This is a genomic window from Streptomyces sp. NPDC044064, assembly GCF_056434245.1.
The window spans coordinates 151,574-166,941 of record NZ_JBWKFN010000014.1 but is presented as its reverse complement, the minus strand read 5'-3'; the positions used below and the strand labels follow the sequence as shown (position 1 = coordinate 166,941).

Genomic DNA, 15,368 nt, shown 5'->3' with positions numbered 1-15,368 from the left:
TGGGCCATGGTCAAGCACCGGGAGACCGGACCCGTGCGCCCCGCACCCGCCGTGGCAGGCCTGGCGGCGGATGCCCGTGGGGAGCAGGCCCTGCGTGGCGTCGCGCCGCACCGGCGGGGCAACGCGTGGGACGACGAGATGCCCGAGGACGGGCTCGGCGTGCCCTCCCCGGGTGAGATCACCGCACGCGAGGCGGCGACGACGGAGGGCCGGGCGCCGGACGCCTGGCCGGCGCCGCCCGGCCCGGCGGGAATCGGGCTGCGCGTCCCGCTGCTGCCGCACGAGGAGCGGGAGCAGTGGGAGACACGGCTGCTGCAGACGGCGGCCGGGTTCGTGGACGCGCCGCGTGCCGCGGTCGAGGAGGCCGACCGGGAGCTGGAGGAGATCGCCACCCGGTTCGCCGAGGCCGTGACGCGGCGCCGCCGGACCCTTCGCATGTCCTGGCAGGAGGGAGTGGAGAGCGACACCGAGCAGCTGCGCCTGGCCCTGCGGGACTACGAGGAGCTGGCCGGGCGCCTGCTGCACTTCTGACCGGCTACCCCTCCGGCGCCGGCACGTCTCCCGTGGCGGCAGCCCTCCGCTGCCGCCATTCCCGTACGACCTCCTCGACGTCGTACGGCTTCTTGCCGAGCGGCGGGCCGGGCGGCGGCTTGAACATCATGTCGCGGATCTTCACGTTGACGTCGGTGATGATCTTCCGGACGATCCGCTCCGAGGGTGCCGCCCAGGCCGCCTCGAGCGCGTCCTCGGCCTCCTTGCGCAGCGCCAGCGCCGGCGGCAGCACCGCCAGCCCCTCGCGGGCCATCTTCCGCTTGACCCACCACAGTTCGTCGTACCTGGAGTCGACGTCGGCGGGCAGCGGCTCGCCCGCGCCCGGCAGATGGTCGAACTCACCCCGCTGCTGGGCGACGCGGATCTGGTGATCGACCCAGGACTCGAACGGGACACCCGGTGGCTTTCGCTCGGTCATGAACCCATTGTGCCGGACGCGGCCCGGCCGGGCGTTTTATCATGCGGCGGCGGTGCACACAGGCGCCGCACAAGGACGTTTCCGACGTCTCGGCTTCTTCGGGTCCTCCAGGGGGAACGCACGTGCTCGAACTGACCATGGCCACCGTCTCAGGGGCCGACGCGGGCGCCACGGCCGGCATGACGATGGCCGACGCGCCCAGCGAGCCGGGTGCCGTGCTCCGGGTGGGCCGGGACGCGTCCGTGTGCCGGCTGGTCACGCCCGAGGACTGGCTGTTCGTCTCCCGGGTCCACCTGGAGTTCCTGTGCGGCCCCGACGGCGGCTGGCAGCTGTCCTGGCTGCGCGGCTCGCAGGCCGAGCCGTCCGCCGAAGTCCGGCTGATCGTCGGCGAGTACGCGCAGACCGTCGCCTACGGCGGGGTCGTGGCGCTGCCGCGCGGCGGCGCCGGCGAGGTCGTCGTGCAGGACCGCACCGAGCCGCGCAGCATCAACGTGGGCTTCTACCACGAGGCATGAGCCCCGGCCCGCAAGAGCCTGCGGGCCGTCAGCCCAGCACCCGGGCCAGCGCGAAGCCGTCGTACCCCTTGCTGCCCACCGTCTGGACCGCGGTGCCGCTCAGCCTGGGGTGGGCGGCGATCAGTTCGACGGCGGCCCGGGTGCCGAGGATGTCCGGTTCGGTGCTGTCGGCGTCGGCGACCCGGCCGCCGCGCACCACGTTGTCCACGACGATGAGGCTGCCCGCGCGGCACAGCCGCAGCGCCCACTCCACGTAGTGCCGGTTGTTGGCCTTGTCGGCGTCGATGAAGACCAGGTCGAAGGGGGCCGGGTTCTCGTCGGCGAGCTTGGGCAGCGACTCCAGGGCCGGGCCCACCCGCACCTCCACGATCCGCTCCAGGCCCGCCCGGGCGATGTTGCGGGTCGCCACCTCGGCGTGCTTCGCGCTGTACTCCAGCGAGATCAGTCTGCCGTCCTCCGGCAGGGCGCGGGCCAGCCAGATCGTGCTGTAACCGGCGAGCGTGCCGATCTCCAGGATGTTCCGGGCACCCTGGATCTCGGCGAGCAGCTGGAGGAACTTGCCCTGAGGGGCCGTGACACTGATGTGCGGCAACCCCGCGGCCTCGCTGTCGCGCAGGGCCGCCTGGAGCACATCGTCCTCCGGTGAGAGATGGCTGCTGAAGTAGAAGTCGACGTCGTCCCAGAGCTGCGACCCGCTCATCGCCTGCTGCCTTTCCCGAGTGTCCCCTCGAGTCTCTTCCCGAGGCTTCCTGGCTTCACCTCGAATGATCTCAGCCGATCGGCGCGGACGGGGGGAAGGGCGGCGGGGACTGCACGGGCGGCGGGGGAGTCACCGGCCGCCGCGAGCGTCGTACGACGACCAGCGTGACGGCTGTGAGCGCTGCCAACAGACCGCCACCGACGGTGATCAGCCACGCCGGGATCCCGGCCACCTCGCGCAGCCGGTCCTCGTAGATCACTTTCTGGACCCGGGTGTCGGCCGCCGCGCGGCGCAGCTCGTGGTCGCCGGAGATCCGGGCCGGGTCCGGGAACTGCTGGGTCAGGGCCGTCAGGTACGGCGTCCCCGAGGCGAGCCTGCCCAACGCGCCGCCGGGCTTGCCGATCCGGCCCGCGAACACGACCTCGGGCTGCGCCCCGCCGATCGTCGTGCGCGTCGCCATACGGTGGGCGGCGAGCACGTACAGGCCGAGGGACTGCGGGGTGCGGGCCAGGCGGGACAGGCGCATCGGGTAGACCGCGCGGTCGCTGGCGAACGTGAGGTGGAGCGGGTCGAGGGCGCCGCCCAGCGGGGTGCGCGAGGCCTTCGGGGCGAGCCGTACGGCCACGTACTCCCAGTGCCGGTCGACGTACGGCTGCAGTGCGGTCCTCAGCCTCGCCGGGAAGGTGAAGCCGTGCTCGTGCAGCCAGGTGTCCAGCGCGGCCGGGTCGGTCGCGGTCAGCCGGGCCACGTCGAACGGGCCCAGTCGCTGGCGCCCGACCACGCCGACGCCGCCCGCCGCGGGGGGCGCGGCGGCGCCGACCCCGTCGTTGCCGTCGAAGGGCCAGTCGCCGTTCTGCGGCCAGAAGTGGTGGCGCGTGCGGTGCACCGGGGCCATGGCGGCGGCCAGCTGGTCGAAGAGGGCCGGATCGCCGAGGCGGACCGTCGCCCGGTGCGGGACGGGCATGATCCAGGCGGCCCGGTCGGCGTCGCCGCCGACCGTCAGCCGCATGACGATCTGCTCCTGCCGGCCGTCCCAGCGCAGCACGGACTGCTCGCTGGAGACGGCGATCCGCTGCGAGGGGTAGGGGACCATCGCGCCGCACCCGCAGGCGTAGGCGGGGGCGATCAGCCAGCTCAGCTGGACGCCGAGCAGGGCGAGGACAACTGCGAGTATGCGGCCGCGTTTCACGGGGCTACAGACGGTGCCGGTGCGTGATCGGTTCCGGCGCCGCAGCGGGGTGGGGCCGGGGTCGGCGGACTGGACGCGTACCGGGAAGCGGCTCGGGACGCGAGTCGGGACGTAGTTCGGGACGCCCGTGGGACGCGCCTGGGACACAGCGGGACGGACCGGGCGCGAGGCGGTCCGCAGGACGGGGCGGGGCCCCTAGGACCTGCGCACGGCCTTCCACCGCGGTCGTCCCACCGTCCCTTCCCGGGACGCCGGCCGGGCCCGGGACGCCCGGTGGCAGGCGGAATCCGGGATGCCGGATCGCGGCTAGGTTTCTCGGCGTCGGACGGCAACTCGTCGACCGCTCACATCCGTTCGCATCCGATCGCTTCGGCTCGCATCGGACCGCACCGCACCCAGGGGGACGACCCACCATGAAGCTCAAGCGCACGCTCGCCACTCTCGGCTCCGCCGCCGCGATGACCGTCGGCCTCTTCGGCCTCAGCCCGGCCGCACACGCAGCCACCCCCGGCTGCTCCGACTACGCGATCTACTACAGCGGCTCCAGCAACGCCTGGTACACGAAGGTCCCCACCGTCGGTCCCCAGGGCACCAACTTCTGCACCCTGCGCTCCGGTGCCAGCGGCATGCAGGTGTACTACCTCCAGGACACCCTGAGCTACTGCTACGGCCAGGACCTCGGAACGCTCGACGGCAAGTTCGGCCCGAAGACGGCGGCCGCCCTGGCCCGCGTCCAGAAGAGCCTCGGCCTCGACCCCGACGGCGTCTACGGCCCGCAGACCCGCGACAAGCTCACGTGGCACTGGATGACCCTGCAGGCCGACAACCACTGCAAGACCCTGTACGACGCCCACGCGCACTGATGATCTCCACCGCCCGGGGAAACGGGGCCGACCTCCCCGGGCGGGGATCACCGGCCCCCGCACCCGCAGCCGACGACCGGGCCCGCGGCCCAGCGGCGCTTACCCCGCGGCTTCCACGGACGGCGCCGAACCGGGCAACGGCCGCCCCGCCGACTCCGTCATCCGCCACACCGCGAACCCGCCCACGACAGCCGCGGCCATCATGTAATAGGCGGGCATCATCATGTTCCCGGTGGCACCGATGAGCGCCGTGACGACCAGCGGGGTCGTCCCGCCGAACAGCGACACCGAGACGTTGAAGCCGATGGACAGGGAGCCGTAGCGCACCCGGGTCGGGAAGAGGGCGGGCAGCGCGGCCGGCATGGCCGCCGTGAAGCAGACCAGGAGCAGACCCAGCGCCCCCATGCCGAGCGCGACGGCGAGCAGGCTGCCCTCGCGGATCAGGAGCAGCGCAGGGACGGACAGCAGCAGGAAGCCCGCGCAGCCCGCCGCGATCACCGGGCGGCGGCCGATCCGGTCGGTCAGCGCGCCGGCGAACGGCTGCACGATCATCATCAGCGCCATCACACCGAGCACCACCAGCAGGCCGTGCGTCTCGTCGTACTTCAGCTCACTGGTCAGGTAGCTCGGCATGTACGACAGCAGCATGTAGTCGGTGACGTTGAAGACCAGCACCAGGCCCATGCAGATCAGCAGCGCCTTCCACTGACCGGCGACCATCTCGCGCAGCGGCACCTTCGGCCGGGCGGCCTCCGCCTTCTCGACCTCGGCGGCGAACGCCGGGGTCTCCTCCAGGCGCATCCGCAGGTACAGGCCGATGATGCCCATCGGGCCCGCGATCAGGAACGGGACGCGCCAGCCCCAGGAGAGCAGGTCGTCGGAGGACAGCAGAGCGGTCATGAGGGTGACCAGACCCGCGCCGCCGATGTAACCGGCCAGCGTGCCGAACTCCAGCCAGCTGCCGAAGAAGCCGCGCTTCCTGTCCGGCGCGTACTCGGCGATGAAGGTCGACGCGCCCGCGTACTCGCCGCCGGTGGAGAAGCCCTGCACCAGGCGGGCGGCGAGCAGCAGCAGCGGCGCTCCGACGCCGATCGACGCGTACGACGGGATCAGACCGATCGCGAACGTGCCCGCCGCCATCATGATCATGGTGAGGGCGAGGACCTTCTGGCGGCCCACGCGGTCGCCCAGCGGGCCGAAGACCATGCCGCCGAGCGGGCGGACCAGGAAGGCCGCGGCGAAGGCGCCGAACGTCGAGAGCAGCTGCGCGGTCGGGTTGCCGGAGGGGAAGAAGACCTTGCCCAGGGTGACCGCGATGTAGCTGTAGACACCGAAGTCGAACCACTCCATCGCGTTGCCGAGCGCGGCCGCCTTCACGGCGCGCCGGACGAGGGCGGGGTCGGTGACGGTGACCTCGGCGTGGGCCTGTGCGGCCCGCGGGGTCTTCGGATGCGGGGTGACGGCTGTGGCGGTCGCCAAAACGGGGCTCGCCTACCTTTCGACGGGGACGGGACGGAAAGCGACCTTAGGAGAACTTCACCCCGTTACGCGTCGTACGTGAATCGATGCAGAGTGCAGCTAAATGCGCTGTACCCAGCTACGTGTGCCCGTTTCCGGGGCGGTATCCGGAGCCCGCACTGTGATCCTTCTCGCGCCCGACCAGGGCAACTTCACCCTCTGCGCGCTGCCAGGCGCTCCTGAAGCCTGGCGTGCCGGAACTGGTACACCGGGCCCGCCGCCCGCAGCAGATTGCGGCGGCGGGCGTCCTCCAGGAAGGACATCAGGCGTACAGGCGTGCCCTCCCGGGCGGAGAGCTGGACGGCGGTGAGCGCGGTGGTGACGGCCAGGTTGTCGGGGCCGAACCAGAGGACGGGACCGTTGGCGGCCATCAGGGCGATCAGGGCGGCCTGCCGAGGTCCGTACCCCCACGCGGTGAAACCGGCGACCATGGCCACGGCGAGGCAGGTCAGGCCCCCGAGGGCCAGTCTGAGTCCGGCGTGGTGCCGCCACACATCGCGCGGTCCGATCGCCCGGGTCTCCGACGTCAGCCGCGGAACCAGCTCACGTCTCAGCCGTTGGTACCGCGGGTGCAGAGCACCGACGCCCAGGGGGGTGGAGCCCAGAAGTGCGTAGCCGTGACCGCTGACCAAGGTGGTGGCGAACCCGATCGTCGCGCCGCTCCCGTAGAACGTCCACACGGGCCATGGAGCACCCATGAGGCGCGCGCCGAGCCAGAGGACAGTCCCACTGAAGAGCCAGTTGCCGACCCCGAAACGGATTGCCTTCGGCGGGAAGATGTCCCGCCATCCGGCGCTCGGCAGCGCCTGCGGGAAGTTGAGCATCACCACGCCGAAGTGGGTCACGCCTCCGTACATGGCGCCGCCCACGAAGCCGATGAACAGAGCCCAGTACGGGCCGACGGCCGGTGAGAAGACGACGAATCCCACGACGATGGACAGCAGGCCGCCCACGACCCCGAGGAGCCTCGCCCTGCCCCGCGGATCCACCCACGACGGCACGTGCCACCACCGCAGATCCCGCGTGCCCTGCTCGGTGAGCCGCGCGGCGATGAAGCGCAGCGTCCGCTCGGCCGTCTCGGGAGAGCAGGGCGGGCGCCGTTGCCCGGGCCTCGGGGTGTACGCGGCCGTGACCGCGCGGTCCAGCAGATGGTCCTCGATGGCGCGCGGGGCGGGGAAGCGGTCCGCGTCCAGGAGCTCGTCGACCGGGCCGTCCTCCGGGTAGACGTCCCGCAGCAGGCTGATGGCCAGCGGACTGGCCAGAGCCCGGGCGACGGCGCTGCCCGGATCCTCCCGCAGACGGCCCGTGAGCCTCAGCCAGGCGGGCGGGACCGACTCGGGCAGCGGGCGGAGCAGGTATTCCGCGGCGTCGGCGGGACGCACCGGCTGGAGCTCCAGCCCCAGGGAACCGCTCAACCGGGCCTTTTTGGCCAGGGCCACAGCCTCCAGTGCCCGGGAGACCAGCACCAGCCGGAACGGTGCCGGCTCCAGCGCCCGTACGACGGCCTTCCGCAGCTGAGGACCAGCCTCGTCGAGCCCGTCCAGGAACAGCGCGACGCGGCCCGCACGCAGTAACTCTCGGGCGTGTTCCTCCCCTTGCCCGCCCCGCAGCAGTGTGTACTCGCCGGACAGCCGGCCCGCCGCCCAGTCGACCGCGCTCTCCTTCTCCGGCTCCCAGCCGTCCAGCGACAGCAGCACCGGTACGGGGATGCGTGTCCGGTCCTGCGGGGCCGCCCGCTCGCGGTACTTGAGGGCGTCCAGGAGCAACAGCACGGCAGTCGCCGTCTTGCCCGCCGCCGGCGGCCCGACGAGCAGCAGCCGGCCCGAGGCCAGGCCCCCGTAGGCCTGGTGCAGTTCCTCCAGGCCGCCGCCCTCACGGAGCCGGGCGCGGGTGGCCGCCGGCAGACCGGGCAGCGGGGCGAACCGGGCCCGCGCCCCCTCGGCGGTCGCTCCGGCCGTCCCGCCCGCGACCTGACGCTCACTCACCCGCCAACGGACGGGCAGCGGAGCCGGGTTCAGCAGGCGCCGCAGTCCTGCCTCCTCCTGCCACTGGGCGCCCACGACCCGAGCCAGCTCGTCGGCCATCGCGTCAAGAGGCGATACAGCGACGGTGGTGTAGTTCGTGATGTTGTTCTGGGTGTTGTGCCTGCCGATCTGGACGTTGGCCTCGGCGTTGAACGTGTTGTGCGAGACCTCGCCCGAACCGGTCATCCCGCCGACCCGTAGTTGTTCTCCTGGCGGTTGTGGTCGCCGACCTGGACGCTCGCGGGCCCGAGGAAGGTGTTCCCGGACACGACCGGCCCGGCCTTCTCGCCTGCCGAGCCGAACTCCCGTGCCAGCGCATTGAGTTCGGCCACAGCCCGCTCCCGCTCCTCCTGTCCCAGGATTTCCAGCAGCGAGGCGAACTCGCCCTGCCACAGCCGCGCGTGCGCGACCCTGACCCGCTCCCGCTCCTCCTCGCCCGACGCGGCAGCCAGCGCGGCCGCGGTCCGCTCCAGGCGGTCCAGCGCCTCGCTCTCCCGCTCGACGTCACCCCGCCCGATCAGCCGGGCACCCCGCGTCTTGAACCAGGCCCAGAAATCCGAGCCCGCGGACTCCACGACAGCCGTTCCTCCGGCCGCCGCGGCCGCCGACAGCACCTCTGCAAGCATCGTCGCCCACCTCCCCGCCCTCAGGTCACTCCGCACTCGAACCACACGGTCTTGCCGCCGGCGACCCCCGGTGCCACGCCCCATTTGTCGACCACGGCGTCCAGCAGAGTAAGCCCACGGCCACTCTCCGTCTCCGGAATCGGCATGGTCGGCACCGAAGGGAGTTCCTGGCAGCTGTCCGTCACCTCCACCCGCACCGTCGTCGTCTGTCGCATCACCACCAACGAGCAGCGGCGGTCCGGGACGTGGCGTACGACGTTGGTGACCAGCTCGCTGACGGCGAGCTCCAGGGAATCGGTCAGGTGCGGCAGTTCCCACTCGACGAGCAGCGAGCGGACGATACGGCGAATGTGGCGTACGGAGTGCTCGCCCAGGGTGAGGCTCATGCGGTACTGGGGGGTCCGGGGGAAGTGGAGGTTCACGGTACGAGACTGGCCTCGCGCGACTACTCTCGGCTACGGATCGGATACAACAGGTCCCGCAGTGGACCGAGTTGCGCGAGAGGGGACCGCCGTGGCCCACATCAACGCCCTCGACCCGGGGGCTTCTCCGCTCGATTACTACGGCTATGAGCTGCGCCGCTGCAGAGAGGCGGCCGGTCTGACGCAGCGGCAGCTCGGGGACGTCCTCAATTACACGGGGTCTCTTGTCGGCCAGATCGAGACGGCCCGGAAGTTGCCGACACCGGAGTTCAGCGAGCGGGCGGATGTGGCACTGGAGACGGGCGGGTTGCTGTCCCGGCTCGTCACGCTGGTGATGCGAAGTCAACTTCCGGCGTGGTTTCGGCATGTGGCGGAGCTGGAAGCGCGGGCCACTGAGATCTGCACCTTTCAGATGGGCATGGTCCATGGGCTTCTTCAGGCCGAGGCGTATGCACGGGCCACACTCGGCACGATCGACGAGACCAACCTGGACGACCGGACCGCTGTACGACTGGCACGTCAGCGCATCTTCGAGAAGGAGGAACCATCGGTCTTCTGGATGATCCTCAGCGAGGCCGCGCTGTACCAGGAGATCGGTGGTGCGGAAACCATGCGCGGCCAACTGGCCCATCTGTTGTCCTCCGAGGGCAACCCTCGGATCAACGTCCAGATCCTGCCGTTCTCGGCCGGGGCACACGCGGGACTTACAGGCTCGTTCACGGTCTTCCGCTTCGCGAGCGACCCGACCATCGTCTACACGGAGGGTTACGGCAGCGGGCATCCGACCGCAAACCCAGACACCGTCAAGGACTGCTCGCTCCGATACGATCATCTCCAAGCCACCGCTCTGTCCCTCAGGGATTCGGCGGAGTTGATCCGGCGCATGATGGAGGACCGCTATGGAGAGCAACGCGATTCGGTGGCGTAAGTCCACCTACAGCAGCGATCAAGGTGGCGAGTGCGTAGAGATCGCCGAAGCCCCGTGCGCCACCGTAGCCGTACGCGACTCCAAGAACCCCTCCGGCCCGCGGCTCGACTTCCAGTCCCAGGCCTTCAACGCGTTCCTCGGCTGGACCACCGAGGTCGGCTGATCACTTCGCCGGCCGGGCCAGCCGTTCCTGCAGGCGGGCGTGGCGGAACTGGTACGCCGGGCCCGTCGCGCGCAGCAGGTTGCGTTCGTGGGCGTCCTTCAGGAAGGACATCAGGCGTACGGGGGCGCCTTCGCTCCGGGACAGCTGTACGGCGGTGAGGGTGGTGGCGACGGCGAGGTTGGGGACCACGCCGCATCTGAGAGCGGGCCCGACAGCACAGAACGCGCCGACGACGATGCCGGACACGAGCCCGCCCGCGTCCCCGCTCACGCAGCCCCAGAATGAGCCGATGGTCACGCCGACCATCAGGCCGAGGGGCAGTCGCAGCCGGACGTGGTGCCGCCACACGTCGGTCGGGTCGATCACCCGGCTCTCGGCCGTCGGGCTCGGCAGGAACTCCTCTTCACGCAGCTCGTACGGAGAACGCGCCCAGGGGGCGAGCATGGTCCGGCCCATGAGCGTGTCACCGCGGCCCCTGAGCATCGCCGTCCCGAGTCCGAAGGGGACGGTGATCAGGAACCACATCCACACCGGGGCGGGGCTGCCCCAGTACCACCGCGTGGCTCCGTACCAGGCGGCCCCCGCGAGCCAGACGGCGATGCCCGTGGCGATCGCTCTGCCGGGGAACACGTCCCGCCAGCCCGCGCTCTCCAGTGGCTGCGGGTAATTGAGCCGGCGCAGCCGCAGAGCCAGATCGACGCCGGCTCCGACCGGCACTCCCACAGCCACGACGACGTTCAGGAAACTCGTCGCGAACACCAGCATGTAGGCCATGAGCACCAGGTAGAAGCACATGGAGAGCGACCAGGTGACGACCGCCCTGGCTCGCGGGCGGCCCCAGCAGGGGATCTGCCACCACCGCAGGTCGTACGTCTCCTCCTCGGTGAGCCGCTGGGCGATGTACCTGAGCGTGCGCTCCGCCTGCTCGGGGGAGTAGCGGGGAGGCTTGCGGCCAGGTCTCGGGGTGTAGGCGGCCCGGACCGCGTGGTCGAGCAGACGGTCCTCGATGGCGCGGGAACCGTTGAGGGCGAGGATCTCCTCCACCGACCGCTCGTCGGTGCACTGTTCCCGCAGCAGGCTGATCGCCAGGGGTTTGGTCAGTGCCTTGGCGAGGCCGCTGTTTCGCTCCTTCAGGAGGCGGCGGGAGAGCTCCTGCCAGGCGGGGGGAGGCGGATCGTGCGGCCCGAGCAGATAGGCGGCGGCGTCGGCGGGGCGGATCGGCTGCAGCTCCAGGGCGATGGCGTCGCTCAGCCGTGCCCGGTCGTCGTTGGCGGTCTCGAAGGCCTCGACGGTACGGGAGATCAGCAGCACCCGGTACGGCGCCGCCGCCAGCGCGGTGATCGCATCGGCCCGCACCTCCTTGGCGACCTCGTCGAACCCGTCGAGGAACAGCGCGATACGGCCGGCCGTCAGCAGCTCACGGACGTGCTTGTGCCCATGACGCCGGGACAGGCTGCGCACCGCCCAGTCGAGGGGCTCCTCCTCCTGCGGCTCCCAGCCGTTCAGCGACAGCAGCACCGGCACCGGCATGCAGGCCCTCGCCTGTGGTGCCTCCGTCAGCTTCCGGCGTTCCAGAGCCTTCCGGAGCAGCAGCACGGCGGCCGCGCTCTTGCCGGCGGCCTCGGGCCCGACCAGGAGGATCCGGCCCGAGGCGAGCCCGCCGTAGATCTCGTACAGCTCGTCGAGAGCCCCGCCCGCCCGTAACCGCTCCTCGGTGACGGCGGGGAGTCCGGGCAGCGGCTCGAACCTGGCCTCCGTCCTCTCGGCGGTGGCCGCGGCGACCCGGCCCGTGAGCCCCTGTTTGCTCAGCTGCCAGTGCAGCGGCAGCGGGGCGGGTGTCTGCAGGCCCCTTCGGTCCGCCTCCTTCCGCCACCAGCGCAGGACGACCTCGGCCAGTTCGTCGGCCGCGCGGTCCAGGCGGGACGGGGCGACGACCGCGTAACTGTGCTGGATGACCTGGGTGTTGTGGTGGCCGAACTGGGCGTTGGCCGGGCCGTGGAACTCGTTGTGGACCGGTGGGTTCGCGTCGGTCATCCCGCCGACCCGAAGTGGATCTCCTGGTGGCCGTGGTGGCCCACCTGGACGTTGGTGGGCCCGTGGAAGGTGTTGCCGGACATCACGGGCCCCAGGGCCTCGCCGGTGACGGTCCCGAACTCCCGGGCAAGCAGCTGGAGTTCACCCATCAGATGCGCGCGCTCCGCGGCCCCGACGTCGGTCAGCAGACGGGCGAACTCCTCGCGCCACTCCTCCTCGTGCACCACCCGCACCCGCTGACGCTCAGCCTCGTCCGAGGCGGCTCGCAGGGCGGCGGCCGTGCGGTCCAGACGGTCGGCGGCCGCGCCCTCCAGAGCGGGATCGCCCCGCCCGAGGAGGCGGGCGGCCCGGTCGCTGAACCGGTGCCACCCGTCGGTGGCCGCGGCCGCCAGGACCGCCGCTCCTCCGGCCTGTGCCAGAGCCGTCATCTCGTCGAGCAGCGCCATGCGCACTCCCCCCAAGTCGGATCACCCGCTACGCGCACCACGCGGTCGTCGCGCCTTCACCCCCCGGTGAAACGCCCCCCGGCGACCGCGATGCCGAGCACAGTAATCCCTCGGGTACTCTCCGTCCCCGGAATGTGGGAATACGCGGCAGTCGTCCGTTACAGGCGCTGGATGATGGTCCCGGTCGCCAGTCCGCCACCGGCGCACATCGTGATCAGTGCGAACTCCTTGTCGGCGCGCTCCAGTTCGTGCAACGCGGTGGTGATCAGCCGTGCCCCGGTCGCCCCGACCGGGTGCCCGAGGGCGATCGCGCCGCCGTTCACGTTCACCTTCTCCAGATCCTGTTCGAACACCTGAGCCCAGCTCAACACCACGGATGCGAAGGCCTCGTTGATCTCGACCAGGTCGATGTCCTTCAGGGACATGCCCGCCTTGCCGAGAACGGCCTTCGTGGCGTCGATCGGGCCGTCCAGATGGAAGTGCGGGTCGGCACCCACCAGCGCCTGCGCCACGATCCGTGCCCTCGGCTTCAGCTTCAGTGCGCGCGCCATCCGCTTCGAGGCCCACATGATCGCGGCCGCGCCGTCCGAGATCTGTGAGGAGTTGCCGGCCGTGTGGACGGCCGTGGGCATCACCGGCTTCAGTCCGCCGAGCGCCTCCATCGACGTGTCCCGCAGCCCCTCGTCCTTGTCGACGAGTCGCCACATGCCCTGCCCGGCGTGCTGCTCCTCCTCGGTGGTGGGCACCTGCACGGCGAAGGTCTCCCGCTTGAAGCGTTCCTCCGCCCACGCGTGCGCGGCCCGCTCCTGTGAGAGCAGGCCCAGCGCGTCCACGTTCTCGCGGGTCAGACCGCGGTGCCGGGCGATCCGCTCGGCCGCCTCGAACTGGTTGGGCAGGTCGACGTTCCACTCGTCGGGGAAGGGCTTGCCCGGGCCGTGCTTGGAGCCCGAACCCAGCGGTACGCGCGACATGGCCTCGACCCCGCAGCTGATGCCCACGTCGATCACGCCCGCCGCGACCATGTTGGCCACCATGTGCGAGGCCTGCTGCGAGGAGCCGCACTGGCAGTCGACGGTCGTCGCCGCGGTCTCGTACGGCAGCCCCATCGTCAGCCAGGCGGTGCGCGCGGGGTTCATGGACTGCTCGCCGGCGTGGGTGACCGTGCCGCCGACGATCTGCTCGACCGCGTCGGCGGGGATGCCGGTGCGGCCGAGGAGTTCACGGTAGGTCTCGCCCAGGAGATAGGCGGGGTGCAGATTGGCGAGCGCGCCGCCGCGCTTGCCGATGGGGGTGCGTACGGCTTCGACGATCACGGGTTCGGCGGCCATGGGTGCGGGTCCTCTCCGAGAGGGCTCTCCTCCAGAACTAGTACGCGTTCTAGTTCTCTGTGCAGTCTGCTGACGTGATGTCCATCACCGCAAGGGTCTTGCAGGCGCCGAAGTCACGATCTGCACGAACTCCGCACGGATTGGGGGTGCCGCACCTCTTGCCAGTTCTAGAACCCGTTACTACGTTCACGACACTTGCTGATGGACCGTCAGATGGCTGGGAGTCGCCGATGCACTGCCCCGCGCTGCCCGACGGGTTCGACTTCACCGACCCCGACCTGCTGCACCACCGGGTGCCCCTCCCGGAGTTCGCCGAGCTGCGCCGCACCGAGCCGGTCCGCTGGATCCCGCAGCCGCACGGCCGGGCGGGCTTCGCCGACGACGGCTACTGGGCCGTGACCCGGCACGCGGACGTCAAGTACGTCTCCACGCACCCCGAGATCTTCTCCTCGACCCTCAACACCGCGATCATCCGCTTCAACGAGCACATCGAACGCGACGCGATCGACGCGCAGCGGCTGATCCTGCTGAACATGGACCCGCCCGAGCACACCCGGGTGCGCCAGATAGTGCAGCGCGGGTTCACGCCCCGCTCGATCCGCGCCCTGGAGGAGCGCCTGCGGGCCCGCGCCGGGGCGATCGTCGAGGCGGCCCGCGCCCGCTCCGGGCCCTTCGACTTCGTCACCGAGGTCGCCTGCGAACTGCCCCTGCAGGCCATCGCCGAGCTGATCGGCGTACCGCAGGAGGACCGGTCCAAGATCTTCGACTGGTCCAACAAGATGATCGCCTACGACGACCCCGAGTACGCCATCACCGAGGAGGTCGGCGCGCAGTCGGCCACCGAGATCCTCGCCTACGCGATGAACATGGCCGCCGAGCGCAAGCAGTGCCCGGCCCACGACATCGTGTCGACACTGGTGGCCGCGGAGAACGAAGGCAACCTGAACTCCGACGAGTTCGGCTTCTTCGTGCTGATGCTGGCGGTGGCGGGCAACGAGACGACCCGCAACGCCATCACCCACGGAATGCACGCCTTCCTCACCCACCCCGACCAGTGGGACCTCTTCAAGCGCGAGCGTCCTGCCACGACGGCCGAGGAGATCGTCCGCTGGGCGACCCCGGTCAACGCGTTCCAGCGCACGGCCACCCAGGACACGGAACTCGGCGGAGTGCACATCGGGAAGGGCGACCGGGTCGGCCTCTTCTACGCCTCCGCCAACCACGACCCGGAGGTCTTCGCCTCACCCGACGACTTCGACATCATCCGTGACCCCAACCCCCACCTCGGCTTCGGCGGTGGCGGCCCCCACTTCTGCCTCGGCAAGTCCCTGGCGGTCCTGGAGATCGACCTCATCTTCACCGCGATCGCCGACGCCATGCCGGACCTCCGCCTGGTCGGCGACCCCCGCCGGCTGCGCTCGGCCTGGATCAACGGCGTCAAGGAGCTCCAGGTCACCATGGCCTGACCCACCGATCGGGGCCGACGGCTCCCGACGCCGCCGGCCCACCCCGAGGGAGGCAGGAACATCCCGTCCCTATGCCCTGTTCCTGCCTCCCCCGAGGTCGGGGTGCGGCGAGACGCGCGGAGTCGTCGGCCTGCCGGGCCGGGGCTCGGCGTCGCCGAGGTCGTAGACGGCTCCGG

16 protein-coding genes are annotated in these 15,368 nt (G+C 71.1%); 6 read left to right on the top strand and 10 right to left on the bottom strand.

From position 1 onward, the window contains the following. Positions 1 to 6 precede the first annotated feature (6 nt). On the top strand, positions 7 to 531 hold the full coding sequence (locus AC07DS_RS23515; RefSeq protein ID WP_479148179.1) for a hypothetical protein: 525 nt from the start codon (positions 7 to 9) through the stop codon (positions 529 to 531). 4 nt (positions 532 to 535) lie between these two features. Here AC07DS_RS23515 and AC07DS_RS23510 read toward each other — a convergent pair whose 3' ends face one another. Further along, positions 536 to 970, bottom strand: a complete 435-nt coding sequence (locus tag AC07DS_RS23510) for a DnaJ family domain-containing protein (protein ID WP_479148177.1) — start codon at positions 968 to 970, stop codon at positions 536 to 538. A 122-nt stretch (positions 971 to 1,092) separates the two neighbouring features. Between AC07DS_RS23510 and AC07DS_RS23505 the strand changes: the two genes are divergently transcribed. Next, positions 1,093 to 1,485 (top strand): hypothetical protein, encoded by a 393-nt coding sequence (locus AC07DS_RS23505; protein ID WP_479148175.1) that lies wholly within the window; start codon positions 1,093 to 1,095, stop codon positions 1,483 to 1,485. A 28-nt stretch (positions 1,486 to 1,513) separates the two neighbouring features. Here AC07DS_RS23505 and AC07DS_RS23500 read toward each other — a convergent pair whose 3' ends face one another. Then, on the bottom strand, positions 1,514 to 2,185 hold the full coding sequence (locus tag AC07DS_RS23500; RefSeq protein WP_479148173.1) for an O-methyltransferase: 672 nt from the start codon (positions 2,183 to 2,185) through the stop codon (positions 1,514 to 1,516). 70 nt (positions 2,186 to 2,255) lie between these two features. Further along, entirely contained in the window at positions 2,256 to 3,374 is a 1,119-nt protein-coding gene (locus tag AC07DS_RS23495; protein WP_479148171.1) for a DUF2330 domain-containing protein, read from the bottom strand. A gap of 413 nt (positions 3,375 to 3,787) precedes the next feature. On the opposite strand from AC07DS_RS23495, the gene AC07DS_RS23490 reads away from it, so the two are divergent. Further along, positions 3,788 to 4,237: a peptidoglycan-binding domain-containing protein gene (locus AC07DS_RS23490; protein ID WP_403954154.1), complete on the top strand. Its 450-nt coding sequence runs from the start codon at positions 3,788 to 3,790 to the stop codon at positions 4,235 to 4,237. Positions 4,238 to 4,336: 99 nt separating this feature from the next. Here AC07DS_RS23490 and proP read toward each other — a convergent pair whose 3' ends face one another. The 4 genes from proP to AC07DS_RS23470 all read right to left on the bottom strand — a co-directional run bounded on the left by proP (position 4,337) and on the right by AC07DS_RS23470 (position 8,827). Further along, positions 4,337 to 5,716 (bottom strand): glycine betaine/L-proline transporter ProP, encoded by a 1,380-nt coding sequence (gene proP / locus AC07DS_RS23485; protein WP_479148169.1) that lies wholly within the window; start codon positions 5,714 to 5,716, stop codon positions 4,337 to 4,339. A gap of 191 nt (positions 5,717 to 5,907) precedes the next feature. Continuing rightward, positions 5,908 to 7,965, bottom strand: a complete 2,058-nt coding sequence (locus AC07DS_RS23480) for a hypothetical protein (protein WP_479148167.1) — start codon at positions 7,963 to 7,965, stop codon at positions 5,908 to 5,910. Then, positions 7,962 to 8,405, bottom strand: a complete 444-nt coding sequence (locus AC07DS_RS23475; protein WP_479148165.1) for a hypothetical protein — start codon at positions 8,403 to 8,405, stop codon at positions 7,962 to 7,964. Before AC07DS_RS23475 ends, AC07DS_RS23480 begins: the two co-directional genes overlap by 4 nt. A gap of 20 nt (positions 8,406 to 8,425) precedes the next feature. Beyond that, on the bottom strand, positions 8,426 to 8,827 hold the full coding sequence (locus AC07DS_RS23470) for an ATP-binding protein (protein ID WP_479148163.1): 402 nt from the start codon (positions 8,825 to 8,827) through the stop codon (positions 8,426 to 8,428). A 91-nt stretch (positions 8,828 to 8,918) separates the two neighbouring features. Between AC07DS_RS23470 and AC07DS_RS23465 the strand changes: the two genes are divergently transcribed. Both AC07DS_RS23465 and AC07DS_RS23460 read left to right on the top strand, forming a co-directional pair. Further along, positions 8,919 to 9,755: a helix-turn-helix domain-containing protein gene (locus AC07DS_RS23465; RefSeq protein WP_479148161.1), complete on the top strand. Its 837-nt coding sequence runs from the start codon at positions 8,919 to 8,921 to the stop codon at positions 9,753 to 9,755. Continuing rightward, positions 9,727 to 9,918: a DUF397 domain-containing protein gene (locus tag AC07DS_RS23460; protein WP_479148159.1), complete on the top strand. Its 192-nt coding sequence runs from the start codon at positions 9,727 to 9,729 to the stop codon at positions 9,916 to 9,918. Before AC07DS_RS23465 ends, AC07DS_RS23460 begins: the two co-directional genes overlap by 29 nt. Here AC07DS_RS23460 and AC07DS_RS23455 read toward each other — a convergent pair whose 3' ends face one another. The 3 genes from AC07DS_RS23455 to AC07DS_RS23445 form a co-directional block, all read right to left on the bottom strand. Next, positions 9,919 to 11,952 (bottom strand): hypothetical protein, encoded by a 2,034-nt coding sequence (locus tag AC07DS_RS23455; RefSeq protein WP_479148157.1) that lies wholly within the window; start codon positions 11,950 to 11,952, stop codon positions 9,919 to 9,921. Then, positions 11,949 to 12,398 (bottom strand): hypothetical protein, encoded by a 450-nt coding sequence (locus AC07DS_RS23450; protein ID WP_479148155.1) that lies wholly within the window; start codon positions 12,396 to 12,398, stop codon positions 11,949 to 11,951. The genes AC07DS_RS23455 and AC07DS_RS23450 overlap by 4 nt, the downstream gene beginning before the upstream one ends. 158 nt (positions 12,399 to 12,556) lie before the next feature. Continuing rightward, positions 12,557 to 13,726: a steroid 3-ketoacyl-CoA thiolase gene (locus AC07DS_RS23445; protein WP_145883377.1), complete on the bottom strand. Its 1,170-nt coding sequence runs from the start codon at positions 13,724 to 13,726 to the stop codon at positions 12,557 to 12,559. 230 nt (positions 13,727 to 13,956) lie between these two features. Here AC07DS_RS23445 and AC07DS_RS23440 point away from each other — a divergent pair, with 230 nt between their 5' ends. Next, positions 13,957 to 15,192: a cytochrome P450 gene (locus AC07DS_RS23440; protein ID WP_479148152.1), complete on the top strand. Its 1,236-nt coding sequence runs from the start codon at positions 13,957 to 13,959 to the stop codon at positions 15,190 to 15,192. Positions 15,193 to 15,368 lie beyond the last annotated feature (176 nt).

Excerpts from the sequence above, each read along its gene's own strand:
- AC07DS_RS23515 (WP_479148179.1), top strand. The coding sequence starts at position 7 with ATGGTCAAGCACCGGGAGACCGGACCCGTGCGCCCCGCACCCGCCGTG.
- AC07DS_RS23510 (WP_479148177.1), bottom strand. The coding sequence starts at position 970 with ATGACCGAGCGAAAGCCACCGGGTGTCCCGTTCGAGTCCTGGGTCGAT.
- AC07DS_RS23500 (WP_479148173.1), bottom strand. The coding sequence starts at position 2,185 with ATGAGCGGGTCGCAGCTCTGGGACGACGTCGACTTCTACTTCAGCAGC.
- AC07DS_RS23490 (WP_403954154.1), top strand. The coding sequence starts at position 3,788 with ATGAAGCTCAAGCGCACGCTCGCCACTCTCGGCTCCGCCGCCGCGATG.
- AC07DS_RS23480 (WP_479148167.1), bottom strand. The coding sequence starts at position 7,965 with ATGACCGGTTCGGGCGAGGTCTCGCACAACACGTTCAACGCCGAGGCC.
- AC07DS_RS23475 (WP_479148165.1), bottom strand. The coding sequence starts at position 8,405 with ATGCTTGCAGAGGTGCTGTCGGCGGCCGCGGCGGCCGGAGGAACGGCT.
- AC07DS_RS23460 (WP_479148159.1), top strand. The coding sequence starts at position 9,727 with ATGGAGAGCAACGCGATTCGGTGGCGTAAGTCCACCTACAGCAGCGAT.
- AC07DS_RS23455 (WP_479148157.1), bottom strand. The coding sequence starts at position 11,952 with ATGACCGACGCGAACCCACCGGTCCACAACGAGTTCCACGGCCCGGCC.
- AC07DS_RS23450 (WP_479148155.1), bottom strand. The coding sequence starts at position 12,398 with ATGGCGCTGCTCGACGAGATGACGGCTCTGGCACAGGCCGGAGGAGCG.
- AC07DS_RS23445 (WP_145883377.1), bottom strand. The coding sequence starts at position 13,726 with ATGGCCGCCGAACCCGTGATCGTCGAAGCCGTACGCACCCCCATCGGC.
- AC07DS_RS23440 (WP_479148152.1), top strand. The coding sequence starts at position 13,957 with ATGCACTGCCCCGCGCTGCCCGACGGGTTCGACTTCACCGACCCCGAC.